The 26,732-nt window shown below is 46.2% G+C and carries 25 protein-coding genes; 5 read left to right on the top strand and 20 right to left on the bottom strand.

What is annotated here, in order from left to right:
• Positions 1-129: 129 nt before the first annotated feature.
• The 8 genes from secA to L0M98_RS02905 all read right to left on the bottom strand — a co-directional run bounded on the left by secA (position 130) and on the right by L0M98_RS02905 (position 11,298).
• Entirely contained in the window at positions 130-3,420 is a 3,291-nt protein-coding gene (gene secA, locus L0M98_RS02870) for a preprotein translocase subunit SecA (protein WP_227214899.1), read from the bottom strand.
• 106 nt (positions 3,421-3,526) lie between these two features.
• Positions 3,527-3,847, bottom strand: a complete 321-nt coding sequence (locus L0M98_RS02875; protein WP_176555086.1) for a hypothetical protein — start codon at positions 3,845-3,847, stop codon at positions 3,527-3,529.
• A gap of 72 nt (positions 3,848-3,919) precedes the next feature.
• Positions 3,920-4,576 carry a uracil phosphoribosyltransferase gene (gene upp, locus L0M98_RS02880; RefSeq protein WP_176555087.1) on the bottom strand — a complete coding sequence of 219 codons (657 nt, stop codon included), beginning with the start codon at positions 4,574-4,576 and terminating at the stop codon, positions 3,920-3,922.
• A gap of 80 nt (positions 4,577-4,656) precedes the next feature.
• The gene (locus L0M98_RS02885; RefSeq protein WP_227214901.1) at positions 4,657-5,271 is read right to left on the bottom strand and encodes an HdeD family acid-resistance protein; all 615 of its coding nucleotides are present in this window, start codon (positions 5,269-5,271) and stop codon (positions 4,657-4,659) included.
• A 98-nt stretch (positions 5,272-5,369) separates the two neighbouring features.
• Complete coding sequence (gene htpG / locus L0M98_RS02890) at positions 5,370-7,421, bottom strand: molecular chaperone HtpG (RefSeq protein ID WP_099292760.1); 2,052 nt, start codon at positions 7,419-7,421, stop codon at positions 5,370-5,372.
• Between the two features lie 209 nt (positions 7,422-7,630).
• On the bottom strand, positions 7,631-8,716 hold the full coding sequence (locus L0M98_RS02895; protein ID WP_227214903.1) for an SEL1-like repeat protein: 1,086 nt from the start codon (positions 8,714-8,716) through the stop codon (positions 7,631-7,633).
• A gap of 19 nt (positions 8,717-8,735) precedes the next feature.
• Complete coding sequence (locus tag L0M98_RS02900) at positions 8,736-10,511, bottom strand: DUF4303 domain-containing protein (protein ID WP_227214907.1); 1,776 nt, start codon at positions 10,509-10,511, stop codon at positions 8,736-8,738.
• Positions 10,501-11,298, bottom strand: a complete 798-nt coding sequence (locus tag L0M98_RS02905; protein ID WP_227214909.1) for a hypothetical protein — start codon at positions 11,296-11,298, stop codon at positions 10,501-10,503. Before L0M98_RS02905 ends, L0M98_RS02900 begins: the two co-directional genes overlap by 11 nt.
• Positions 11,299-11,629: 331 nt before the next feature.
• Between L0M98_RS02905 and miaB the strand changes: the two genes are divergently transcribed.
• Together miaB and L0M98_RS02915 are read left to right on the top strand one after the other, a co-directional pair.
• Positions 11,630-12,961, top strand: a complete 1,332-nt coding sequence (gene miaB, locus L0M98_RS02910) for a tRNA (N6-isopentenyl adenosine(37)-C2)-methylthiotransferase MiaB (RefSeq protein WP_227214911.1) — start codon at positions 11,630-11,632, stop codon at positions 12,959-12,961.
• A 138-nt stretch (positions 12,962-13,099) separates the two neighbouring features.
• Entirely contained in the window at positions 13,100-13,675 is a 576-nt protein-coding gene (locus tag L0M98_RS02915) for an RNA methyltransferase (protein ID WP_099292774.1), read from the top strand.
• Here the strand turns inward: L0M98_RS02915 and folP are convergent.
• Positions 13,618-14,448: a dihydropteroate synthase gene (gene folP / locus L0M98_RS02920; RefSeq protein WP_227214912.1), complete on the bottom strand. Its 831-nt coding sequence runs from the start codon at positions 14,446-14,448 to the stop codon at positions 13,618-13,620. The two genes, L0M98_RS02915 and folP, sit on opposite strands and share 58 nt — an antisense overlap.
• Positions 14,449-14,550: 102 nt before the next feature.
• Here folP and L0M98_RS02925 point away from each other — a divergent pair, with 102 nt between their 5' ends.
• The 3 genes from L0M98_RS02925 to tpiA are packed head-to-tail and all read left to right on the top strand — an operon-like array spanning position 14,551 to position 17,159.
• Positions 14,551-15,087, top strand: a complete 537-nt coding sequence (locus L0M98_RS02925; RefSeq protein ID WP_099292782.1) for a DUF1599 domain-containing protein — start codon at positions 14,551-14,553, stop codon at positions 15,085-15,087.
• 24 nt (positions 15,088-15,111) lie between these two features.
• The gene (locus tag L0M98_RS02930; RefSeq protein ID WP_227214914.1) at positions 15,112-16,359 is read left to right on the top strand and encodes a BT_3928 family protein; all 1,248 of its coding nucleotides are present in this window, start codon (positions 15,112-15,114) and stop codon (positions 16,357-16,359) included.
• A gap of 29 nt (positions 16,360-16,388) precedes the next feature.
• The gene (gene tpiA, locus L0M98_RS02935; protein ID WP_227214915.1) at positions 16,389-17,159 is read left to right on the top strand and encodes a triose-phosphate isomerase; all 771 of its coding nucleotides are present in this window, start codon (positions 16,389-16,391) and stop codon (positions 17,157-17,159) included.
• Positions 17,160-17,275: 116 nt separating this feature from the next.
• On the opposite strand, the gene L0M98_RS02940 is transcribed toward tpiA, so the two are convergent.
• From L0M98_RS02940 to L0M98_RS02990, 11 genes are all read right to left on the bottom strand, one after another.
• Positions 17,276-17,902 carry a DUF6266 family protein gene (locus L0M98_RS02940; RefSeq protein WP_227214917.1) on the bottom strand — a complete coding sequence of 209 codons (627 nt, stop codon included), beginning with the start codon at positions 17,900-17,902 and terminating at the stop codon, positions 17,276-17,278.
• A gap of 12 nt (positions 17,903-17,914) precedes the next feature.
• Positions 17,915-18,556, bottom strand: a complete 642-nt coding sequence (locus L0M98_RS02945) for a DUF6266 family protein (RefSeq protein WP_227214919.1) — start codon at positions 18,554-18,556, stop codon at positions 17,915-17,917.
• Positions 18,557-18,962: 406 nt separating this feature from the next.
• Positions 18,963-19,988 (bottom strand): HPP family protein, encoded by a 1,026-nt coding sequence (locus tag L0M98_RS02950; RefSeq protein WP_227214921.1) that lies wholly within the window; start codon positions 19,986-19,988, stop codon positions 18,963-18,965.
• A gap of 105 nt (positions 19,989-20,093) precedes the next feature.
• Positions 20,094-21,176, bottom strand: a complete 1,083-nt coding sequence (locus L0M98_RS02955) for an Mrp/NBP35 family ATP-binding protein (RefSeq protein ID WP_099292792.1) — start codon at positions 21,174-21,176, stop codon at positions 20,094-20,096.
• A gap of 26 nt (positions 21,177-21,202) precedes the next feature.
• Positions 21,203-21,718 carry an O-acetyl-ADP-ribose deacetylase gene (locus L0M98_RS02960; RefSeq protein WP_227214923.1) on the bottom strand — a complete coding sequence of 172 codons (516 nt, stop codon included), beginning with the start codon at positions 21,716-21,718 and terminating at the stop codon, positions 21,203-21,205.
• A 4-nt stretch (positions 21,719-21,722) separates the two neighbouring features.
• Entirely contained in the window at positions 21,723-22,259 is a 537-nt protein-coding gene (locus tag L0M98_RS02965) for an NUDIX domain-containing protein (RefSeq protein WP_227214925.1), read from the bottom strand.
• A gap of 12 nt (positions 22,260-22,271) precedes the next feature.
• Positions 22,272-22,985 (bottom strand): M48 family metallopeptidase, encoded by a 714-nt coding sequence (locus L0M98_RS02970; RefSeq protein WP_227214927.1) that lies wholly within the window; start codon positions 22,983-22,985, stop codon positions 22,272-22,274.
• A gap of 66 nt (positions 22,986-23,051) precedes the next feature.
• A complete protein-coding gene (locus L0M98_RS02975) occupies positions 23,052-23,342 on the bottom strand; it encodes a hypothetical protein (RefSeq protein WP_099292798.1) in 291 nt (96 codons plus the stop codon).
• Positions 23,343-23,598: 256 nt separating this feature from the next.
• Entirely contained in the window at positions 23,599-24,666 is a 1,068-nt protein-coding gene (aroC, locus tag L0M98_RS02980) for a chorismate synthase (RefSeq protein WP_227214929.1), read from the bottom strand.
• Positions 24,667-24,831: 165 nt separating this feature from the next.
• Positions 24,832-25,377: an FKBP-type peptidyl-prolyl cis-trans isomerase gene (locus L0M98_RS02985; RefSeq protein ID WP_099292802.1), complete on the bottom strand. Its 546-nt coding sequence runs from the start codon at positions 25,375-25,377 to the stop codon at positions 24,832-24,834.
• 133 nt (positions 25,378-25,510) lie between these two features.
• Positions 25,511-26,683, bottom strand: coding sequence for an OmpA family protein (locus L0M98_RS02990; RefSeq protein ID WP_227214931.1), 1,173 nt, complete (start codon positions 26,681-26,683; stop codon positions 25,511-25,513).
• Positions 26,684-26,732 lie beyond the last annotated feature (49 nt).

Below are 26,732 nucleotides of genomic sequence, written 5' to 3' on the forward strand. Positions count from 1 at the left end.
AAATTTTTAAATTGTAGATTTTAAATTATTTATCAACAACCTAAAACCTACAATTATATTTTATTCTAAATCTCAATTTTAAACTCAATGCGTCAAAGCAATCTAAAATTTAAAATTTAAAATCTAAAATTAATTTTCTTCTCTACCGTGGCAATTCTTGTATTTCTTACCACTTCCGCAAGGACAAGGATCATTACGTCCCACCTTAGGACCGACTTTCACCGGCTCCACTTTACGAGGTCCTTGATTTGTTTGTGCCGCGGGAGCATCCGTACGTCCCGTGCGCATTTTGCTCATATCCGTACGTCTTTCCTCGGCTTGTCTTACTTCCTCCGGAGCCTCGAACGGAATTTGTCCTTTCATCAAAGTAGAAACCACACTCTTGTTAATCTTATCCACCATCGTCTTGAACAAATTGAACGATTCGAATTTATAGATCAATAACGGGTCTTTTTGCTCGTACGTGGCATTCTGAACCGATTGTTTCAAATCGTCCATTTCCCGCAAATGCTCTTTCCATGCATCATCAATATGGGCAAGCATAATCGATTTCTCGTAGGCACGTACTAATTCTTCCCCCTCTGTCTTATATGCTTTTTCCAAATTCGTGACCACGTTATACATTTTCTTACCATCCGTGAAAGGAACCACGATATTCTTAAACATTTCACCCCTTTGCTCGAACACATTCTTAATCACCGGGAATGCCTGTTTCGAAATTCCTTCTACTTTGCGGGTAAAGGTTTCTCTCACCTCTTTGTACAATCTCTCGGTCAATTCCGAAGCGGAAGTCTTTTGGAATTCTTCTTCCTTTATATCAAAATTCACGGACAGATATTTCAATACATCCAATCGGAAATCCTCTACTTCGTTGCTATCTTTATGTACTTCTACCAACGTTTCACAAACATCGTACATGTTATTAGCAATATCCACCCCGATTCTCTCCCCAAGTAATGCATGGCGTCTTTTCTTGTAAATAACCTCACGTTGCGAATTCATCACGTCGTCATATTCCAGCAAACGCTTACGAATACCGAAGTTATTTTCTTCCACCTTACGTTGCGCACGCTCGATAGATTTCGTGATCATAGAGTGTTGAATCACATCCCCCTCCTCGTGTCCCAAACGGTCCATAACACGAATAATTCTTTCGGAACTGAAAAGACGCATCAAATCATCCTCCAATGACACGAAGAATTGTGATGAACCCGGATCCCCTTGACGTCCGGCACGACCTCTTAACTGACGGTCAACACGACGGGAATCATGACGCTCCGTACCGATAATTGCCAAACCACCCGCGGCACGAACCTCCGGGCTCAACTTGATATCCGTTCCACGACCTGCCATGTTGGTAGCGATAGTAACAACTTGCGATTTACCGGCTTCAGCCACGATATCAGCTTCCCGCTGATGTAACTTAGCGTTCAACACGTTATGCTTAATACCGCGCATTTTCAACATACGGCTCAGTAACTCGGATACCTCAACCGAAGTCGTACCCACCAGAACGGGACGTCCCAATTCCACTAATCGGCTAATCTCCTCTATTACCGCATTATACTTCTCGCGTTTCGTCTTGTACACGTAGTCGTTTGCATCTTTCCGGATAATCGGTTTATTTGTCGGGATAACCACGACATCCAATTTATAAATATCCCAGAACTCTCCCGCTTCCGTTTCCGCCGTACCGGTCATACCCGCCAGCTTGTGATACATACGGAAATAATTCTGTAAAGTAATTGTAGCAAATGTCTGGGTGGCAGCCTCCACCTTCACGTTCTCCTTCGCCTCGATAGCTTGGTGCAAACCGTCGGAATAACGGCGACCTTCCATGATACGTCCGGTCTGCTCATCCACGATTTTCACTTTATTATCCATCACCACGTATTCCACATCCAACTCGAACAAAGTATACGCTTTCAACAACTGGTTCACCGTGTGTACCCGCTCCGATTTGGTAGCATAATTCTGTACCAACTGGTCTTTTTTCTCGACCTTTTCCTCGTCAGACAAATTCATCTTGTCTATTTCAGCCAATTCGGAACCGATATCCGGCAATATAAAGAAGTTCGGATCCTCTCCCGCCGCCGTAATCGTATCATGCCCTTTATCCGTCAAATCTATTGAATTCAACTTCTCGTCGATCACGAAATACAACTCGTCCGTGATCTCAGGCATACGACGGTTGTTTTCCTGCATGTATATATTCTCGGTCTTTACCAAAGTCGCCTTATTTCCCTGTTCACTCAAGAACTTGATTAATGGCTTGTACTTGGGCAACCCCTTAAACGCTCTCAATAACAGAATAGCACCCTGTTCCTCCTGTTTCCGGTCACCGCTGGCAAGCAAAGTCTTCGCCTCGTTAAAAATCCGTGAAACCAACTCACGCTGCATACGAACCAACTTTTCCACACGGGGCTTATACTCGTCAAACATCTGGATATCCCCCTTGGGTACAGGACCGGAAATAATCAACGGAGTACGGGCATCATCGATCAACACGGAGTCTACCTCATCCACGATAGCATAATTATGCTTCCGTTGTACAAGGTCTTCCGGGTGTATCGCCATATTATCTCTCAAATAGTCGAAACCGAACTCATTATTCGTACCGAAAGTGATATCCGCTTGATAAGCCTTTCTTCTCTCGGGAGAATTAGGCTCCGTTTTATCAATACAATCTACTGACAAACCGTGGAACATATATAACGGTCCCATCCATTCGGAGTCACGTTTGGCAAGGTAATCATTGACCGTTACCACATGTACGCCTCGCCCTGTCAAAGCATTCAGGAAAACAGGCAAAGTTGCCACCAACGTTTTACCTTCACCGGTAGCCATCTCGGCAATCTTCCCTTGATGTAACACGGAACCTCCGATCAACTGCACATCGTAATGTACCATATCCCAAGTTATCTCCGTACCTCCGGCAAGCCATGAATTAAAATAAACGGCATCGTCCCCGTCTATTTCCACGAAATCTTTACTAACCGCTAAATCCCTATCAAAATCCGTGGCCTTTACCACGATTTCCTTGTTCTCGGTAAATCGTCGTGCAGTATCCTTAATCACCGCAAAAGCTACCGGCAATATTTCATTCAAAATATCCTCCAGTTTCTTGTCAATCTGCTCTTCCAGCTTATCAATCCGGTTATATATTTCCTCCCTCTCCTCGATAGAGGGTTTCTCGTTTTCCACTTTTGCTTTCAACGCAGCGATCTCATCCTCCTCTGATTTTACATGAGCGTGTATCTTCGCCTTCAGATCAGCAGACACCTTTCTCAAATCATCATGGCTCAATCCTTTAATCTTCTCCCACTCCGCATTCACCTTCTTAACTACCGGTAACAACTCCTTCATATCCCGATCTGCCTTGTTACCGAACATACTTTTTAATATATCATTAAATCCCATACTTTTTTATAATTGAAAAATTGAAAAATTGAAAAATGAAAATTGAAAATGATAAAACATAGTTTACCCCTTCAATCGTAAATCTAAAATCATAAATTTAAAATTATCAGCATCTCCCCGGCGCTCGTATGGGATTAGCTGTTACTTCGGGTACTTTCCAACCCGGAAGCACTAAAGGTGAGTAAGTATAATAAACCTTTACACTATCAATAGAGGCTAAATAATTCTGATGACTAAAAACACCATAGTCCAAATCATCCGCAGTCCTCTTATCCGTGCAAACGGTTATAATTTTTTCAGTGGGAGAAGAAATCAACAAACGATAGCTGTCATTGGCAACAGGAACATTTCCGGCACGCACCCCAATCGGGAGTGTTGCCACACAACCGGCAAACACATATAAGGCAGCTATTAAATATTTGTTCATTTCCATGACGCCAAAGATAATGTTTTAATCTGAACCTTCAACTTTTAGCTTTTAGTTTTTATCTTTAAGTTTTCACAATTTCTCTCCAAATGCCAAATCACCGGCATCACCGATTCCCGGATCAATATAACAACTCTCCGTCAATCTCTCGTCCACAGCACCTGTCCATATCGTAACCGGCTCATCTTTCAACGCCTCGGTAATTTTATCCACACCTTGACGACTGGACACGATAGCTGCAATATGCGTGTGCAGCGGTCTTCCACCTTGCTTCAACAACTCATGATAAGCAACCACGATAGACGCTCCGGTTGCCAGCATCGGATCTACCAGCAACAATTGCTTTCCTTCCAGACTAGGCGTGTAAATTGAATCGAAACGAATCTCAAAATCTATATGATTCTCTTTATATTTTCTTCTCGCGGAAATAAAAGCACTCCCCGAACGGTCAAAGTAATTTAGAAACCCTTGATGAAAAGGAAGCCCTGCACGCAAAACAGAAGCCACCACCACTTCATCATCTGCCAACCTCACGTCCGCCACATCTATCGGGGTTTGCACCTTTCGCGACGAATAGTGAAAAGTCTTGCTGATCTCGTAAGCCATAATCTCACCGACTCTCTCCAAATTCCGTCGAAAGCGCAAAGGATCCTTTTGTATTTCTTTATCTCTGAGCTCTGCTAAAAAACGATTATAAACCGAATCCTCCTTGTTAATAATATACACCATTATATCTATTCTTAAATAATACTATCCTAAGCCCACAAACTCTTCCTCAATCATAAATCGTAAATCCGAAATTAAAAAGGTTATTCAACTTCCTCATACTCCGTGTCCTCAATCTCACCCCCACCCAACTTCTGTTGTTGTTCCGCCTCATGCGCCTCTTTTCTCAACTGATTAATCCGGCGTTGATTAATCAAATCGGTAATCCCATAAAATATAGAAATCGCCCCGAAAAAAGTGATTATTCCTTCTTTCGCGGAAAACGGATTCGCGAAAATAACAATACCCGCCAAAAGTACGATTATCGGGAACAAATAACTCATCCCGCTAATCTGCCCGAATCTCCTTGCAGAAGTAAGAACAACCAATTGACCGATACCAGCGACAACCAAAATAAAACCAAGCAGGTACATCAATATATTGGTAAAAGTATCCGCCATCACCCACAACAGAATACCCAGAATAACACTCCCGATCCCATTAAAAGAAGTCAAACCTCTCGGCGAGTTCCCATCCTGATCCCGCAAAGACACGAGGAAAGACACGATTCCGGCAAGACAGAACACCGCCCCGATAATCTTAACCGTGTAATTCAACACCTCTGTCGGCCAAAGCACCAAAACGATACCTGTCACGATTGCCACGATAGACCTTACCATCGTTCTCTTATATGTCCCGGAAGAAAAAATAACCTGCATAATTTTATATTTTTAAGTAACTTCAATCAAATTCATCCAACGAAAGTAATGATTTTTTCTGAAATAAATAAGCCGGACAAACGTCCGGCTTAACTTTTTTATTTTATCAACTCCACGCTTCGCTTGACAAACCTGTTTAAAGCCTCTCCTTTCAACAACCCGTTTGCCAACAAAGCCAAGTCAATCAACTGACCTACAACCTTATTACCTTTTCCATATTCTTCCAACAGCTCGTTCTTCTGCTTCTGTAAATCGGAAACAGTTTTATTGTACTCAGTCTTCCTATCTTTATCTACCTGCGGAATTTCCTCGTCTTTCTTGCCCTTGTTCAATTCATCCAACTCCGCCTGCTTCTTCTCGGTTTCCTTAATCTCGAAGTAAATCGGTTCCAACTTGGCTTGCATCTCGCTCTTCTCGTTCTCCAGAATATCATTCACCAACTTGTGATCCGTGTTCACGACCAAAGTATACTGATCTCCCATGGCTCCATAGAATCCCATACCCGGATTCATTGCCGCCATGTCTTTCATACGACGCATAAACTCGGAACGCGTAACGATCACCGGATCACCATTCTCACCCATCGCCTCGAAATTCACCATGAACATCCCCCCGTCTTTAGGCAATTGGGACGAGAACACGGCACGCAATTCCTCCTGCTCCTCGTGACTCAAAGCCACTTCCTTAGCGTCCTCCTTCGGTATCAACTTATCAATAACATCCGAGTCTACCCGCACGAAACGATGTTCCGCATTCTTCTGCTCCAAATGATTGATAAAGTGCGTATCCAACTGACCGTCCATCAACAACACATCGTAACCTTTCCCCTTCGCGGCTTCAATATACGTGTATTGCTCTTTTTCGTCCGTGGCGTACAAGAATACCACTTTATTATCCTTATCCGTCTGGTTAGCTTTAATCAAATTCTCGTACTCCTCGTACGTGAAATACTTCCCTTCGGTATTTTTGAACAAGAAAATACTCTTTGCCCTCTCGTCAAATTTCTCGTCCGTCAGCATACCGTATTGGATAAATATCTTCAAATCATCCCACTTCTTCTCGTAATCCTCACGCTTGTTCGTGAATATATCGGTCAAACTATCGGCAACCTTCTTTGTGATATGACTGGAAATCTTTTTCACATTACGGTCACTTTGTAAATAAGAACGCGACACGTTCAAAGGAATATCCGGAGAATCGATCACCCCGTGCAGTAATGTCAGATATTCCGGTACGATTCCTTCCACCGAATCCGTCACGTACACTTGATTGCTGTATAACTGTATCTTATTCTTCTGAATCTCGAACTTATTATCAATCTTCGGGAAATACAAAATACCGGTCAGGTTGAACGGGTAATCCACGTTCAAATGAATATGGAACAACGGCTCCTGAGCCATCGGGTACAACTCGCGATAGAACTTCTCGTAATCCTCCTCATTCAAGTCCGCGGGCTTACGCGTCCACGCCGGATTCGTGTCATTGATCACGTTATCCTCGTCCGTATCCCTATACTCACCGTCTTTCCACTCTTTCTTCTTCCCGGAAATAATCTCGATAGGCAGGAACTTACAATATTTCGTCAGCAACTCGTTTACCTTCGAATCCTCCAAGAAATCCTTCTCTTCCTCGTTGATATACATGATAATGTCCGTACCTCTCTCGGCTTTCTCCGTTTCTTCCAACGTGTACTCCGGATTCCCCTCGCACGACCATTTCACCGCTTTCGCCCCCTCTTTATAAGATTTCGTCACGATTTCCACCTTGTCACTCACCATGAACGAAGAATAAAAACCTAACCCGAAATGACCGATAATAGCCGCCGCGTTATCTTTGTACTTGTTCATGAACTCTTCCGCGCCGGAAAAAGCGATCTGATTGATATATTTCTCCACTTCTTCCTGCGTCATTCCGATACCGTTATCCGATACCGTCAACGTACCTGCCGCTTTGTCAGCCTTCACTCTTACCTTCAACTCACCAAGTTCACCCTTAAACTCCCCGTTCGAAGCCAGCACCTTCATCTTTTGTGAAGCATCCACGGCATTCGATACAATTTCTCTCAAAAAGATATCATGATCCGAGTATAAAAACTTCTTGATAATCGGGAATAAATTCCCTGTTGAAACTCCAATCTTTCCTGTTGACATAACTCTATATTTTTAATTTAATTATACTTCAATTTTTTACGACAACTAAATGACAATAGTTATGCCAAAAAATGTTCTCTGCCGATTTGACAGTAATTACCTGTAAGATGCCCCCTCCTACTTAAATCCGCTGCCGGGATATGCCCAAAGTTTTTTGTCCCACATCAGGCATTTTATAAAAACGGTCAGACGACATATGTTTTATCCGCTTACACTTCATGTTCCTGTTCCGCGGCCTTGGCATACCATGCGGCAGCCTGCTTCGCATTTTTCCTTACACCGTCGCCGTTGGCATAACAATCGCCCAGACAGCGCATGGCTTCCGGATGTCCGTAATACCTTTTATTTTCGTTGATATTAGTTGCCGCTTTTTTGTACAAGCGCACGGCTTCCGCCATATCCTGCTCTACTCCGTGCCCCTCGGCATAACACCGGGCAAGAAGATATTGCGATTCCGGGTCATCCGTTTTTGACGCTTGACGGTACAATTCCACTGCTTTCTCCCAATCCTGCTCCATTCCGTGACCTAAAGCATAGCAATCGCCCAGACCGCGCAGAGCTTCCGGGAAAGCATTGCCGCCCAAATCCACCGCCTTGCGATACCATTCGACGGCTTGACCATAATTCGTAGCCGTACCGTTCCCCGCGGCGTAACATCTGCCAAGTTCCACCCAAGCCATTGGGTCGTCATGCTCCGCAGCCTTCTTGAACCAGTAAAAGGCTTTTTCGTCATCGCGTTCCACGCCGTCACCGTTGCCGTAACACAATCCCACGGTGAAGAAAGCCTTGGGATATCCACCTTCCGCCGCCTTCAGATAGCGTGTGAAAGCCTGCTCCGCATCTTTCGGCAGACCGCCTTGTCCAAGGCTGTAGCAATAACCCAGACGGTCATTGGCATACACATCGCCCATGTCGGCGGCTTTCTGCCACCATTCTGTAGCTTGTGTCATGTCGTAGTCCACGCCCCATCCATGCTGATAGCAGCTACCGAGCATACATAATGCTTCTGCCAAGTCCGCACCCGACAGATGTTTGCCGTTCACCGCCTTTTTCAGCCATTTGGCAAGTTGCCCTTGATAACTATCCTTGTTCAGTTTCTCTTTTGCAGGTCGGCATTTATCCGATGCCAGCCAGTACAATTTGAAAGCCTTTGCCAAATTGCGTTCCACACCTATGCCTTCCTCATAGCATTGACCGAGTTGATATTGCGCCGGGGCATAACCCGACTGCGCCGACTCCCGACATCTGTCGATATCGAACGACTTGTCCGTATATTTGTTTTCGTACTTTGTCATATTCTTATGGATTGGTATTTCATTTGTCCCGATTCAAAAACGCGGTTGCCAGTTCCGGTGAGTTCAGCTGTTTTGCCGAGAAATCTTCAAGATTCTCAGCCTCTTCATCATCCGATATGGAAACAAAGAATGTTATCTCTTCCGATCGTTTCCCGAACGCTCCCGTCTCCTTGAGCTGTTTCATGGCGGATATGACGGCATCGAAAAAAAAGGCTTCACCAGGCAGATTTTCGTGATGTTCCCACAGCAATTTGCTGAGTTTCGACAACTCGCTGTTGTAGGCATCGGAATACCCCCATTCATCGGGATACCATTTGCTCGCGTTATCCGGTTCGTCGTTTCCATTCAGAAACTCAACGGTGTTTACCGCGAGAAACAGAGTACAACAATCACTATCGGTGACCAAGGCTGCCGTATAAATATGTTCGTCCCCTATTTGTCCAAGAACCTCACGCAAATCTTTTTCGGCAGCCTCCCTGATTTTTTCAGTCAATCCTTGATAAAAAGGAATTATTTCCTTGGTTGCATTCTCTCGTTCATCAGATTCGTATTCCGATGAATTTATATATTGCAGATTCTCTTTTGCCTCCTCCGAACCGAGCTTTGCAGCATCCTCGAAATACTGGTAGCCGAGTTCTATATCCTCTTCCGTACCACGACCGAAAGCATATGCCACACCCAGTGCATTAAGTACCATAGCGTTTATCGGCTCCCACAAGTCATCAATTCCTTCTTCCGCTTCCTGAAGATATTCCAATGCGACATCATCGTCCTGCGCCACACCAAGTCCTTCCTGATAGCAGATGCCAAGGTAGGCGGCAGTCTTCACCCGGTTGTTGTCACTGCTCTTGGGATTGTCATGAGCCTTCTCCAGCCATTCGGCTGCCTTGGCATAGTCCTGCTCCACAACACCCTCACCATTGAAATAATAATATCCTACCTGCCATTGACCCGCGGGATGCCCCGCGATAGCGGCAAGCTCATAAAACTGGTAAGCGGTTTTGATATCCTCGGCTACCGCTTCGCCATTCTCATAGCAGTATCCGGCATTGTAGGCTCCCTGCGGATCGCCTTTTTGGGCGGCCTGAACGTAGCGAATCAAACCGTTATAGGGGTCATTTTTCTCAAATTTGAGATAGTAACCGTAGTTGTTACAAATCACAGGAGAAATATCCGCAAGCGCTCGATAGTACGTTTCAAACACATCCTTTTTGATACTGCACAGCCCCGACTCGCGGATGTTGCAGTAGTTGCCCCATCCGGCACAGATGCGCCCGTTAAAACTGCGCTCGTACCATTCTTTGGCTATCGGATAAGCCCAAGCATTATATTCATTCTCTGTTTTGAACTGCTTGGCAAGTTCCGGCTCAACCAACAGATAGTCGCCCCAATAATAGACATTCCCTATCATATAACAGCAAAACGCGTTACCACGCTCCGCTTGTTCAAGAATTTCCTCGAAAGCCTCCTTGAATGAAGCAAAAGGCATCCCACGCTGAACCGCCGGGGTGAAGTTACCGCTTCGCACGGCACAAAGCACTCCCGTGGCACTCCCCATCAGCGCGCTTTTCTGCATCAGCTTCGAGGCATTGGCATCATCTGTGGCGAAACCGGCTCCGCTCCACACGTATTCCTCGCCCATAAAGCATCGGGCTATAAAACACAACGCGTCGGCATCACCTTGTTGGGCCGCCTGCATGAGCATCGCGTATCCGCGACGTATCTCTTCCTTGTCAAAACTCGTCCAAATCATATCTACTGCCTTCACCACGGGCAGACTGTATTTACCGTTCATTGTTGTCTAATTTATCTTCTTCGTTTAAAAATCTAAAAGTCAGTCGTTGAAAAGTATCTTTCACGTCAAAACTTTCCCACTCGGGAGCCGGGTCGGGATACTTATGTTCAGATGCAAAATCCCATAGCCAACGCCGCAAGAGGCTTGTATCGGAAAGTGTGATATGATAACCTGTCGGTTCGCTCCACTTCACCCATTCCATTTTGTATTTTGGTGGCTCCCCATCCTTGTCGTGCCGGTGAATGTTGATGTAACCGCCATTCTCGCCAGTGAAATCATAAAGCATCCACTTGGACTTACCCTCTATGATATTTTCAAGGGCAGCCACAACATCGGCACAACCGAAATGGCGGAAATCCTCTCCATCCACAGAAAGACTCGATTCACTCTGCTGCATCGGAGCTTTTCTTTTTTCGCACACCCAGCCAGACATATCGGGTAATGTGGCCAACTGAAAGAAATTGCACATAATATCGGCAGCCTCGTCATATGAAACACCGCTCTTGACCATTCGGAATATCATCCCTCTTACTTCAAAAAACGCCGCAAAACTTAAGTCACTATAGAAACACAAAGCGAAACATTCGGCCTCTCGAACAAGTATCACCGGCCGGCACCTCATGAGATAAACATACTCGTTGGAGTCAACATCATACACCGCCTCCATAATCTTGGCATCTGTCACATTACTCGTGCGTTCCTCACCATTCTCGGTAACGAGCACATACTGTGGCTTCTTCTTAGCTATTCCCGGCAATTTACCCCGGGAATGTTTAGAATTAAACATAGTCATCATTCGTTATGTAGGATTACACATTAACTTTATTACAATATTACAGATTAATCCAGTTACAAAACTAGCAAAAAGCTCCAAAATATTACTTGTCTTATAACGGATTTCTCCACCTATCCCCCGGTAATACCACCATATTACTATCTCATCCCCCTCACTGACCACTCGCAACACGCTTACCCCACCGTTTCCCCACGATGCTAGAAGTGCCACACACTTGGGTTGCAAGCAAGGAGAGATATTATTACCCTAGGATTACCTTGGGAATACGGTAGGATTTTGAATGAAATTCACTACCTTTGCACCTCGGAAATAAAATTTGAGAATGGAGATACGGAATTTTTACATAGAAACTTATGGTTGCCAGATGAACGTGGCGGATAGCGAAGTGGTGGCAGCCATACTAGAAGATAAAGGATACAAACGAACCGAAGACAAAAACGAGGCGGATTTAATTCTGGTCAACACTTGTTCTGTCCGTGAAAACGCCGAACAACGGGTACGCGGGCGAGTACAAGGCTTCACCGAGGTGAAAAAGAAAAAACCGCACGTGTTGGTTGCCATCATGGGATGTATGGCGGAACGATTGGGCGACGCTCTCTTCGAACAGGAAAAAAACGTGAATATCGTCGTGGGACCGGATGCCTACATGGACCTTCCCTTGTTGATCGAAAAAGCGGCAAAAGGAGAAAAAGCCATCAATATCGAATTATCGACAACCGAAACCTATAAAGACATTTGCCCTTCCCGCATAGACGAAACGGCCATCTCCGGATTCGTGTCTATCATGCGGGGATGCAACAACTTCTGTACCTACTGCATCGTGCCTTACACGCGGGGACGCGAACGCAGCCGCAGCCCGAAAAGCATCATCAACGAAGTACTCGACCTCCATTCAAAAGGATACAAAGAAGTTACCCTACTCGGACAAAACGTGAACTCGTACTTGTGGCGGGGAGATAACACGGAAATGAACTTCCCGGCGTTGCTTGCCATGGTTGCAAAAACGGTACCGGACATGCGTATCCGTTTCGCCACATCACACCCGAAAGACATGAATGATGACATACTTCGGGCAATCGCCACTTATCCCAATATCTGCAAACACATCCACCTGCCTTTCCAATCCGGCAGTAACTCCGTGTTGAAAGACATGAACCGGAAATACACCCGTGAATGGTATCTGGACCGTATCCGTGCCATCCGTGAGATTGTCTCGGATTGCGGAATATCTACCGACGTGTTCGTGGGCTTCCACAACGAGAGCGAGGAAGATTACCGGCAAACTCTCGATTTGATGAAAGAAGTGATGTTCGATTCCGCTTTCATGTTCAAGTACTCCGAACGCCCCGGCACCATGGCATCCCGTAACTTACCGGATAACGTGGACGAGGAAGTCAAGGGCAGACGCCTGCAAGAACTGATTGACATGCAAGTAGAAATATCTCATCAAAGTAACTTGAAAGACGTGGGTAAAGTCTTCGAAGTTATGGTCGAAGGTGTTTCCAAAAAGAAATCGGACGAACTTTTCGGGCGTAGCAGCCAAAATAAAGTAATCGTGTTCCCGGATAACGGCGCTAAAGTCGGCGATCTCGTTCAAGTTCGAGTAACCGAATGCACGGCAGCCACCTTACTCGGCAAAACAATTGAAAATTGAAAATGCAAAATTGAAAATTAAAACTCAAAAAACATATTCAATCTTCAAATAAACTAAAAACTATCATTAATAACCCCGAATTGGAAATCGAAATGACTCACCCTCATTTTCAATTTTCAATTTTCAATTTTCAATTTCATGTCCCATCGCAAACTCCTCAACGAAGAACTGAACCGCCTCTCCGCGGAAGAATACAAAGAGGCTGAAAAACTCCCGCTTGTGGTAGTTCTTGACAACGTGCGCAGCCTGAACAACATCGGTTCGGTATTCCGCACGTCGGACGCCTTCCGGTTGTCGAAAATATACCTTTGCGGTATCACCGCCACCCCACCCCACCGGGAAATACACAAAACAGCCCTCGGCGCGGAAGAAAGCGTCGACTGGGCATATTTCGAGGAAACTACCGATGCCGTGAAAGAATTGAAAAACGAGGGGTACACCATTCTATCCGTGGAACAAGCGGAGAACAGCATCTCTCTCGAAACCTTTACCATCACTCCCGGACAAAAATACGCCTTCGTGTTCGGCAACGAAGTGAAAGGCGTGCAGCAGGAAGTCATCGACCTCTCGGACAACTGCATTGAAATACCGCAATTTGGGACAAAACACTCCTTCAATATCTCCGTCACTGCCGGAATCGTGCTATGGCAAGTGATTCACCCTCTCATCGCCTCCACGATCTTCACTGCCTCCACGGCTTCACGAACATCGTGAACCCTAAGGATGTGAGCACCTTTAATTAGCGATATCGTGTTGAGCACAGTAGTACCGTTCAGTGCCTCTTTCGGGGTAATATCCAATAAACGCCATATCATCGTTTTGCGAGAAATACCCACGAGTAAAGGATATCCAAAATCGAGAAAAGACTCCATTTTATCCATCAATTGATAATTATGTGCCACGGTCTTCCCGAAACCGAAACCTTGATCCAGTATGATATTATTAAATCCCAAGGCATTCAGACGGGCTATACGCTCCGTGAAGAACTCCCCAACCTCACGTACCACGTCATCATAGCGTGGGTTTACTTGCATATCTTGCGGCGTACCTTGAATGTGCATCAATATATAGGGTACCCCCATCCCGGCAACCGTTTCGAACATCCTGTCATCCATCGTGCCACCGGAAATATCATTCACGATAACCGGTCCCAGACAGTGATTAATCTCCTTTGCCACTCCCGACCGGAACGTATCTATCGAAACCGGAACCTCGGGATGGTATTTACGCACTAGCTCGACGGCAAAACTCAACCGTGAAAGTTCCTCTTCCTCGCTCACGAAAGCAGCCCCGGGACGAGTGGAATAAGCTCCCACGTCAATAATCTCCGCCCCTTGCTCCACGATCTCGTCGATGCGCTTGATTACCCCGGTTTCACTCAAGTACTTTCCCCCGTCATAAAAAGAGTCGGGTGTCACGTTCAAAATACCCATCACGACAGGTCGCTCCAAACTAACTTTTTTATCTCCTAAAACGATCTCCATCATAATTTTCCAATTTCAATTTCCGGTTTTGAATTATTTGACTAATTTTACACTTCAAAGAAACAACTTATTTTTCAAATTCTGTTACTAAAAAACGATAGAATTATGCCAAACACAGCGCAAGAATATGATAAAGTGATAGATATATGTCAGGATATTTTCGTGAAAAAAATGCAGGATTACGGGACAGCGTGGAGAATACTCCGCCCGACGTCGATCACTGACCAGATATATATCAAAGCGAACCGAATCCGGAGTATCGAAGAGAAAGGAGTCACGAAAGTAGGAGAAGGTATCGTTCCCGAATTTATCGGCATCATCAACTACTCCATCATGGGATTGATTCAATTGCAACTCGGTCCGGGCAACGACACCCCGCGAGAGGAAATATTGCATCTCTACCAGAACTATTTCCTGCAAGCGAAAGAACTCATGCTTGCCAAAAACCACGATTACGACGAGGCGTGGCGGGAAATGCGTGTCAGCTCGTACACGGACTTAATCCTGATGAAAATCAATCGGACCAAACAGATCGAAGATCATCAAGGAGCGACAATCATATCGGAAGGTATTGACGCGAACTACTTCGACATGGTGAATTACGCCGTGTTCGGGTTAATTCGCCTGGTCGTGGAGAATTAAAGACTGAAAACTAGAAAAGTAAACATGATAAGCAAATTCATTCAAAATCTTTGCAGGATCGTGGTCGGTATCGTATTTATCTACTCCGGCTTCGTGAAAGGGATAGATCCGCTAGGGTCGGATTATAAATTCACCGACTACTTCAACGCGTTCGGCATGAGTTGGATGAATGCCACGACACTATTTTTCTCCTTTGCCCTCTCGTTGGCAGAATTTCTGATCGGGATAGCGTTACTGTTCAACCTGTGGGTATCCCGCCTCGCTTGGGGAGCTTTACTATTCATGGCATTTTTCACGCCGTTGACGTTAGCGCTCGCCTTGACGAATCCTGTCAGTGATTGCGGGTGCTTCGGGGATGCCCTCGTACTGACCAATTGGCAAACGTTCTGGAAGAATATCGTCTTGTTATTATTTGCCATCGTGGTCTTTGTTTATCGCGAAAAGTACAAACCCCAACTTACCCCGCTGGGGCAATTCTCGATGCTCGTGCTCGCGGGAGCCGGAATGTTGTGTCTGTCCGTCTATTGTTACCGTCATTTACCCGTGATAGACTTCCGCCCCTACGCGATCGGTAAAAATATTGCCGAGGGTATGCGGCTACCGGAGGGAGCCGAACCCGACCAGTACGAGGTGACTCTAAAATACAAGAACAGGCAGACCGGGGAAATACAATCATTCACAGAGGAGAACTACCCTTGGCAAGATACCGTGAACTGGGAATACGAGAGTAGTTCGGAACGCTTGGTAAAGAAAGGATACATCACCCCAATACACGATCTCGTGATCGAACACCCGGAATTGGGCAACATCACGGAAGAAATACTTGAAGATGACAATTACACGATACTTGCAGTTGCCTATAATATCAACAAAAGCGACGCCGATGCACAACCCGCTTTGAACCGATTGGCAAATCTGGCGCGGGAAAAAGGATACAGGTTCTACGGTTTAACTTCTTCCTCGCGAAAGGATATCCAAGCCTACCGAACCCGCCATCACGTGCCGTACGAGTTCTGCGCGGCAGACGAGATACAGTTGAAAACCATGATCCGTTCCAATCCCGGCGTGATTATTTTACGGCAGGGAACCATTCTGGACAAACGCGCGGGGAAAGATATCCCGGATATCAAAGATTTAAAAGACACGGACTTGGCAGCCTATTGCTTGCAGAGTCAACAAGAAATGCAACGGAATTATTTGGTTTACTCCTTTATCCTTCTTTTCTTTGTAGCATATTTACTTTTTCCCCGTATAAAGAAAAGAAGAAACTAAATAAAACACAACGATTTAAATCTATAGACATGAGAAAAAAGATTGTAGCAGGTAACTGGAAAATGAACAAAACCTTCGCTGAAGGTGTCGAATTGGCAAGAGAAGTGAACGACTACGTGAGATACAAGGAAGGTGCAGAAGGCGTGTTGGTTGTTCTTGGAACCCCTTTCATCCATTTGGCAAAGGTGGCTCACAATATCACGGAACCCTCGATCATGGTTTCCTCGCAAAATTGCGCAACCGAAAAATCCGGGGCTTACACGGGTGAAGTATCAGCCGAAATGGTTGCTTCCACCGGGGCAAAATGCGTGATTCTAGGACACTCCGAGAGAAGAAGTTATTACGGGGAAACAAGCCCTATTCTCGTGAAGAAAGTAGCACAAGCATTGGACAGCAAACTGGAAATCATCTTCTGCGTGGGTGAAGTACTGGAAGAGAGAGAAGCGGGTAAACATTTTGAAGTGGTAAAACAACAACTCGTTGACGGTCTTTTCAACTTAACCCCGGAGCAATTCGCTCACGTGGTTATCGCTTATGAACCTGTTTGGGCTATCGGAACCGGCAAAACCGCCACTCCCGACCAAGCTCAAGAAATGCACGCTTTCATCCGCTCCGTGGTAGCCGAGAAATACGGGCAAACCGTTGCCGACGATACCTCCATCCTCTACGGTGGTAGCTGCAACGCCGGAAACGCCGATGCGATATTCTCCAACCCTGACGTGGACGGCGGATTAATCGGGGGTGCTTCCCTGAAAGCAGCCGATTTCTTCGAAATCATCAAAGCACGGGCAAGACACTAATAACCTCTAAATAAACAATCAGGGGTTGTCAAAAAAGTAATTGACAACCCCTGATAAGGATATCCCAAAATAAGGCTTTATCGCTGAAATTCAACTGATAAAGCCTTATTTATATATTACCCCAATATTCCCAGCGTCCCCGATGCCTTTCGTCCGTTGGCGCTGGCGGCAAACCCGTAAACGACCAGTTGCCCCGCGTCCCACTCCTCGGGCAGCATCCATGCCAATTCGCCACTCTCTCCCCTCGTTCCCAACTCCACGAGCCGACTTCGTTGCAACACCCGCTCGTACACCACGCCGAACAAACGATCGTCTTTCGCGGCACGAGGCATCAATGGTTGCCGTTCCCACCGGAACCGCACTTGCCGTTCGTTCGCTTCTATTTCTGCCCCTACCCGGGGAATGTCGAGTTCTCCACCCGACAGGGAAAGCGACAACAAATCCAAGGTCACGTTCATATCATCGTCCACCTCGACTTTCCCGACATTATCCTTCATGAAACAATTCAGGCAAACCTTCTTCGAGGAAGAACAATACCCTATCTCCAAAGCGGCGTTAAAACTACGCCGCAGTTTCGTGATCACGCTCACCCGAGTACGCTGTTTCAACTGCGCCGGCGTCTTTGCGTCCTTCACCTCGAACGCCTTCGCCCGCGCCACGTGCTTGTCGCCCAACTTATACGTCGTCACGTTCCCCACGGAACCCGAGATATCTTGAAATATAGTAGGATTGAATGTAGCCATAACCGTGATGATTTAAGATTTACAAACAGAGAAATACATGCACGGGGAATAACGCCGTCCGTCAGCCGCCCCGAAGAAACAGTACAGGTGAACCTCGTTCCATTCCCCTCCCGGGATACTCGCGACACCCCGCCCGTCAGCGCGACATCCCGTCACGTTCTCCAACACCACGGGTTGATATGGCTCGTTGTCAAAAATAGCTGCCACCATCAACCGGTCTGTCGATTGTGCCGTGACAGTCGAGGTATTATCCAGCCACTCCACCTCCACCTTCCCCGCATCCCCTTTCACCATTCGCATCCCGAACGGCAATTGTAAACTACCGTCCGCCAGAACCAGACGGGGGTAATCGACGTAATCATTCACCCCGAACACTTTCATGTTCGCGTGTAGGAACCAATGGTAGCCCGAACGCCGTTCCTCTTCCCGTGCCACGATCGTGTACACCCGTTCCAGCACGCTTCCCCTCGCCGCCCGGTGCATCGTCTGCGCTCCCGGTAACTTGGAGCGTTGCGCTGTCTGCCCCTCTGTCCGGGGATTCGCTATGGTCTTGGGTGCCTTGCGCGCGTGCGTTTTCTTCCCGACCTTGTAAATCACGTAACCATCAAGTTTACCTGAAGCACCATCTAAAATAGAACCGTCCAATGTCGCCATTCTTTCTTTTATTTCGTTAAACATGCTGCCGTACACCTCAAGTATTCCTGCGATACACGGCAATTATACTATTATCCTAGTTTAAAATAACAGGTAACAAATATATAACAAATTTTATTCAATTCCTAATAAAATACTATATTTTTATAATTGTAATAGGAGATGAATGGGAGTTGAATGGGAGTTGAATAGGAGATGCTATAAAGAAACTATAAATATGAATAATATATAATTTATATCATATAGCTTATTTTAACAGAAACTATTTAGGAATCGAGCGTGAAATTTCTCTTTGTTGTGTTTCAAAAAAAAGTTTTGCATCTTAAAAATTTGCACGGGAAAACAAAGATATCACCCGTGTTTGCAATGAAACTCTCCGGTACAAAAGTCCATAAAACCTATAAAATCACCATATTCTTTTCCGAAGATCCCGAATAAACGGGGGAATCAGACAGACTATCAACTGTGCCCTAGGCCAAGCCAAACATCTTTGGAAACATATCATCGCCAACCCGATAAACATTGCAGCCCCTACAAGTACCTGCAAAGGCAACCACAACAGCCCCTCCCGGGGAATGATCATCGGAATCAGAGCCACCGCTCCGGCGGGAGCAAAGAACTTTCCAAGGAACTCGAAAAGCGTGAACAGGCAAACAAATATCATAAAAGCAACTATAAATTCCGGGATACCGAAATAATAATGCCCGATAAACTGGAATGTCACGCCGAGTATTGCCGCCACAAACAGAACTAATAACACTTGCACCGGTCTGTCGCGAAACCCCGCTTTAGAATTGGCAAATTCCACGTAGGTAACAATCAACGGTGGAAGAATAAAGTAAAGATTCGTCGTGTAAATCGCTAACCAAGCAACGGCGAGCATGCTGACAAGCAAAAGCGACCAACGTTGCAACCGCTCCCCCCGCCCCCTCTCCGCGGGAACAAACTCTACCATTGTCCTCAATTCTTTTCTTTCCATCCACCATTGCCCGCAAATCACGCTCAAAGACATCACGAGTACCGCCAATGGATACACCCAACTCTCCGTTCCCAACAACACGGGCAACATACAGGCAGACACCAAAGGGACAAGCGTGGAACGGGTCAAAGTCAACCCGATTGCCGCGCAAGAAAACGCTAAAGCAAGGTTTCCGATCAACGGCAACGGCGAATAACGCACGATACAAACTCCGGCCGCGGCACCAAGCGTCATTAACACGACAACAAGCAAACGACGCACCTGCCACACCCGCTTATCCACGATCCACATACCGATTGTCAGTGCCGCCATTTCCGGAAATATAATTTCCTTCTCTCCCAACCATTCTGCCACACCGATCATCAGCAATATCATCAACATTGCATAAAAATAACGCTTACGCTGTATAACATCTCCAAACAAAGGTTTTCCGGCAGCACTTCTAATTACCATGAATGAAATAGTTTATAAAGTTCATAAAGTTTATAAGGTTTATAAAGTTACCAAACATCCTGAATACAGGTATCGGGACTTTATAAACCTTATTCCTCTTATTCTTTATCCTTTAGTTACTCTAACCCGGTGAGCGGTTTCCCCGGTTTCCTCTACCGCCGCCACGACATTGCGGGCTAAATCCCGGAATGCCTCGCCGGTAACCGTGTTCTCGTCCAAGGCGACGGGCGTACCTGCCTCTCCCCCTTCCATGATACTCTGCACGATAGGAATTTGTCCCAACAGACGCAATCCTTTCTCGTCAGCCAGTTTCTTCGCGCCCTCTTTACCGAAGATATAGTATTTATTATCCGGCAATTCGGCAGGAGTAAACCACGACATATTTTCAACCACTCCCAACACGGGAACTTGTATCCCGGGGGATTCGAACATATTAATACCTTTTACGGCATCCGCCAGTGCCACTTGCTGCGGGGTACTTACCACGATCGCCCCGCTCAAGGCTACCGTCTGTACCAGCGTCAAGTGAATATCGCTCGTTCCCGGGGGAAGGTCTATCAACATGAAGTCCAATTCATCCCAGAAACCACCCTCAACCATCTGTTTCAAGGCATTGGAAGCCATCGGACCTCTCCACACGGTAGCGGAATTAGGGTCAACGAAGAAACCGATAGAAAGTAATTTCACCCCGTATTTAACCACGGGATCAATCAACTCTTTCCCGCCGACTTCAACCATATAAGGACTGGCATCTTCACAATCGAACATCTTCGGGATGGAAGGACCGAAGATATCCGCGTCCACCAGTCCCACTTTATAACCCAATTTAGCCAGAGCAACCGCCAGATTGGAAGCGACGGTAGATTTACCGACTCCCCCTTTGCCGGAAGAAACGGCCAAGATATGTTTCACTTTTTCCAACGCTAAAGGTTTCTCCAAGTCATGCACGAAAACCGTTTCAACCCGTACCCCCGTGTAATTCAATTTTTCCTTCAGCAAAGCCTCGCATTTCTTGCTTACTGCGCCCACGAACGGGTCGTTCGCTTTCTGGAATACCAGACGGAAGCTCACTTGCCCGTCTTCTACCTTAATATTCTGCACCATATCCAGTGCCACGATACTTTTCGACGTTCCGGGGTATTTCACCTCCGCCAACACGTCACGTATCTCTTTTACAAGTTCTTGCATAATATCCAGTATGTTATTGTAAGATTTTAAATTTGCATGTTCATTTTCGCGCTTTCCACGATTTCACGTGCCCGATGCTTGTAACAAGCCACGACGACCTGTTCAAAATCGGGATGTGCTATCAGGAAAGTCATTATTTCCCGAAGTGCTATCCGGGCGGCATCCTCCATCGGGTAACCGTAAACACCCGTGCTAATCAAGGGGAATGCTATCGTTTTCAACCCGTTCTTCGCCGCCAACTCAAGACTGTTGCGATAACAAGCAGCCAGAAGTTGCGGTTCCCCGTGTTGCCCGTCCGAATAAACCGGTCCCACGGTATGAATCACGTGCCGGGCTTTCAAGTTATAGCCTTTCGTGATTTTCGCCTCCCCGGTCTTGCACCCGCCTAAAGTCCGGCATTCAGCCAGCAACTCTTTTCCCGCCGCCCGATGAATGGCTCCATCGACACCTCCACCGCCTAACAACGAAGAATTGGCAGCGTTCACGATAGCGTCCGTGTCTAACACGGTAATATCCGCTTCTATAATTTTCAATCTCTCCATAGGATTATATCTTATCAGGGATCAACGTTTGTACCCGTTTCAAATCGAACGCGGCGAAACGCTTGTCCGGTTGTTCAAAACCACTTAATTGCAAATAAACTTTCACTTTCAATTGTTGCAGCGCTTTCCGGAACATATCCTCGTGATCAAAAGCCAAAGAAGGCATCTCGAGGATATCATACCAGCGGGCATCCGCCGCGTCATCCTGTCCCGAAACTTTCATACCGCGGGGATCCACCAAAGCGTAAAAAGCGACCGTGATCGTTCTTCCCCGGGGATCCCTGTCTATCGCCGAAAAAGCATGGAACTGTTCCGCGAAAACATCTTTCATCCCGGTTTCCTCTTCCAGTTCGCGGGCAGCACACTCTTCAACCGTTTCGTCCATGTTCAGGAAGCCTCCCGGGAAAGCCCACCTTCCCTTGAACGGTTCGCCTCCCCGTTCGATAAGCAACACCTGCAACTTTTGCCCGTCAAAACCGAAAATAACGCAATCGGTGGTCACCGCCGGACGAGGATATTGATAACAATATTTTTCTTCCATAATCAAATTCATTTATACCCGTGTATTATACTCCCTCAACCGCCCGCGAAGTTTCATGCAATCGGGACAAACTTTCTTCATTAACGCCCAAAAGTCGGCGGAATGATTCTTCTCCACCGTGTGGCAAAGCTCGTGCAGGATGACATAATCGATAATCTCGTCGGGTAACTTCATGAGTTTCACGTTCAGACTGATGTTATCCTCGACGGAACAGCTTCCCCAGTTCGATATATTGTTCCGGAAAGATAAATCCCTGTACCGGAAACCGAAGCGCTCCGCCAATTCCTTCACCCTGCCCGGCAAATATCGTTTGCTTTCCATGCGGTATACCTCCACGAGGAAACTCTCCACGTAAGGGGCTATTTTCGCGTAATCGGTATCGCGGGGAATATACAACCGAATTTCCGTGCCTTCTATCTTGTAACGGGGACGCGGCTCGTCACAAGCGAGTACCTTCAAAACGTGGAATTTAGTCTTCACCTCGGAATCCATTCCCAGTCCCACCCCCGTGTCTTTCTCGTAAGTTTTGATCTTCGCAAGATTGGTCTTGATCCATTCCTGTTGCGAAAAGACAAATTCTTCCACTTTCCGCCCGCTCACCCCGTAAGGAACATTCACCCACACGCCTCTGCCCGGTGCCATACGCACCGAGAGGAAACGGATATTCATACCCCGCCTCACTTTCACTTTCGCTATTCCCGGTAAAATAATCTCGTCCTGCATCATTTAAAAAAAGAGGCCGTTTAAAAGCCTCTTTTCAGTCCTTAAAGTCTATAAGGTCTTCCCGATTAGTTAAGCATTCTTCTTGATAAGCTCGCTCAAACGAGTAAATTCGCCATCTATCGTTTTCAACAAATCGATAGAAATCCCTTTATAGTATGCTTTCGCTTCTTTCTTGTCGTTAAAAGACTTACGACCGGAAATCTTGCTTCTCACTTCATTTCTATATTCAACCATGTCCTTCACGATATTGACAACCTCAGGGTCATTCTTCTCCGTGGTAGAATTGTAGTTCATACAATCAGCGATTACCGCGAAAGTCAAGTAATCAACATCTTTCTTCAATCTTCTTATACTTGCCATAACAAATGATATTTAATTTCTACAAAAGTAATAAAGATTATATCCAAATCAAACAAACGGACGACTAAAAATTACATGGCAAAAGCGTCAAAATGCTTTTGCCACGGTTCATAAGGTTTATAAAGTTCATAAAGTTTATAAGGTTTATAGCCCCTGCGGGCGCTTGGTCTACGGCAGCAAAGCTGCCGATAAATACTGTCCGAAGAACACTCGTTACTTTATGAACTTTATAAACTTTATGAACCTTATAAACTAACTAAAACCGCCCCGCCTCCAGCAACATATCCAGTACCACCATAGCCGCCATGGATTCGACCACCGGAACCGCACGAGGCACAACGCAAGGATCATGCCGCCCGTGAGCGGAAAACCGGATTTCCTCGCCCGAACGGTTCACGGTTTGCTGTTCCTTCCCGATCGTCGCTACCGGTTTGAAAGCTACCCGGAAATAGACGTCCGCCCCGCTGGTGATACCGCCTAATATTCCCCCGGCATGATTGGTCTGCGGTTTAATCTGCCCGTTCTCGGTCACGAACACGTCATTATGCTCGCTTCCCCGCATCGCGGCGGCATGAAAACCTTCCCCGTACTCGAATCCTTTAGCGGCATTTATTCCCATCATGTAATACCCCAGACGAGCTTGAAAACGATCAAACACGGGTTCACCGACTCCCGCCGGAAGTCCCCTAATCACGCAACTCACCACGCCCCCGACGCTATCCCCATCCGCCTTCACTTCCCGTATTAAAGTTTCCATCTCCCGGGCAATCCGCTCGTCGGGGCAACGTACCACGCTCTCGTCTACTCGGTTCAGTTCCAATTCCGTGTACGATTTATCCACTTCCACGCGACCGATTCGAGAGGTGTAAGCCTGAATCGAAATACCGCGAGTCCGCAGTACCTGTTTCGCTATGGCACCAGCCACGACACGAGCCACGTGTTCACGGGCAGAAGAACGTCCTCCTCCCCGGTAATCCCGAATCCCGTATTTTGCCTCCACGGTATAGTCCGCGTGAGAAGGGCGATACACCTCTTTCAGCGCCTCGTAATCCCGGCTTCTTTGGTCTTGATTGCGCACGATAAAACCTATCGGCATCCCCGTGCTCTTGCCCTCGAATATGCCGGAGAGAAACTCTACACGGTCTTGCTCCGCCCGTGCCGTTGTCAAATCCGATTGTCCGGGTCTGCGCCTGTCCAGTTCTCGCTGCACTTCCTCCGGCGACAGAATATACCCTGCCGGACAACCGTCAACGATACCTCCCATCGCATCCCCGTGCGATTCCCCGAATGATGTCAGCGTGTATAACTTCCCGATCGTGTTCATTGAATGCAATTGAAAATTGAAAATTGAAAATTGAAAATGAACGAATCACTGTCAATAATACAATCTCCAAGGGTTAATAAGGGAATCAAATGTATGAAAAAAAATGGAAAATCAAGATCACGTGAATCTTAATTTTCCATTTTCAATTTTCCATTTTCAATTGTATCAGTGGCAGCAACCGTCACTGCAACCTGAACCGCATCCGCCGTCGTCAGAGCCACAACCGTGACACCCGCCGCATTTGTGTGAATGCAAGGCTTCCAGTTCCTCGTCGGTCGCATCTCTTACCGCTAATACTTTACCCTTGAAATATAAATCTTTACCTGCCATCGGGTGGTTGAAGTCCATTTTCACGAAATCATCGCCCACCTCGGCAATCGTACCGTTCAAGTGACGTCCCAGACTATCCTGCATCGGTAACGTGTTACCGGGTTGCAATTCGTCAGCCTCTACCTCGGCAAATATATCTTTAGGCAATTCTACAATCATGTCCTCGTTTACCTCCCCGTACCCGTTAGCCGCCGGAATCTTGAAATCAAAAGAATTTCCGGTATTCAAGTTCAACAGGTTCATCTCGAAATATTCGAGTGTCTGTCCTTGTCCGCAAATAAATTCCAACGGAGTACTTGCATCCGCGATCTCGATTGGTTCTGCATCCGCTGCCGTTCTCAACTCATAGCTCACGGTCACATGCTTATTTTTTGTTATCATTTCTCAGTTATTTAATTATTCAAGTTGCAAAGATACAATTAAAAGCCGAAAGCGGAAAGTTAAAAAACAGGTAAAAAAATATCGGGATGTCAAGACACCCCGATATTTTTGCCCGTTTTTACCCGATACCCTACTAATCCACTATTACAACTCGGTTCATTGCTTTGTCCGAGAAATCGCTGACTCCGCCTTTGCCGACAACCTGAAGTTGGTTTGCATTCACTCCAAATTTCTTGACGAGAATATCGGCAACGTTACGAGCCCGTTTTTCACTCAATGCCTGATTGAATGCAGCCGAACCCGTGGCTTTATCCGCGTAACCGAATACTTTGTATTTCTTGTCCGGAGATTTCTTGATGATCTCGGCGTAAGATTTCAAATTCTCCATTTGACGTTTGTCGATATTTGCTTTATTGATAGCAAAGAATACATACAAAGCGGGGGCTTCCACCTCTTGTTTTACCACGGGGGTCTGTTCTTTCCGGCGAGCTTGTGCCAATTCATCCTCCAATTGTCCTATTCTACTGATAGCATCAGCCAAACGAGATTCAGCCGCGGTCAACATTGCGGGAGAAACACCCGTGTTAACGATTTCCTTTCTTTCTTTTCTGAAGAAACGATCCTTGAATTTATAAGTAAACCCGACGGTCACACTCACGAATCCCTCAGCCCGATGATTATCCACCTGACCATCAAACTCCTGCGGCACCAGATGCCCGTTGATATCCAAGTTAAAATCGAAAGCATCCGAAATACGGAATTTATTATTAATGCCACTCACGAACATAAATTTGGTACTACCGCCTCCCGTGTAAGCGTGCGCCATACCAAAACCGGCCAAAAATACAGTTTCATAAAAACGATCCGTACGATAACCGCCTATCCAGTTGGCTAAATTCACCATACCGTCAACATGTATGTTAAATTGATCCCATTCCTGTTTGTACAACCCGCGATTATCCGGCGCACCTTTGGCATAAATATTATTGGGGTCATCCGTTAATCCCTTTAAAGTAAATCCCCCGGCTTGCAATCTCACACCGAAAGTTGGCATGAACCATTTCCCCACGGCTATATTAAACGCCGGAGTGATACGTCTTCCAAAACGGCTATGGTGATCACGTTCCCCAAAGTAAACCTGTCCCCCGGCACCTGCCGAAATAAACCAATTATCCCAGAAGCGATTAGTAACGAATCCTCGCCATGAACCGGCTTCTTCTTCTACTATAACAGTCTCTTTCACTTGTTGTGCTGAAGCGATTAAAGGCAAAACCACTACCAGCAGCATAAAAAATGTCTTTTTCATACTCTCTACATTATTTATAATTTTGTCGATTATTTGCTAATATATAGCT

The sequence above is a fragment of the Butyricimonas sp. DFI.6.44 genome (assembly GCF_022132345.1).
In the GTDB taxonomy this organism is placed as follows: Bacteria; Bacteroidota; Bacteroidia; order Bacteroidales; family Marinifilaceae; genus Butyricimonas; species Butyricimonas muris.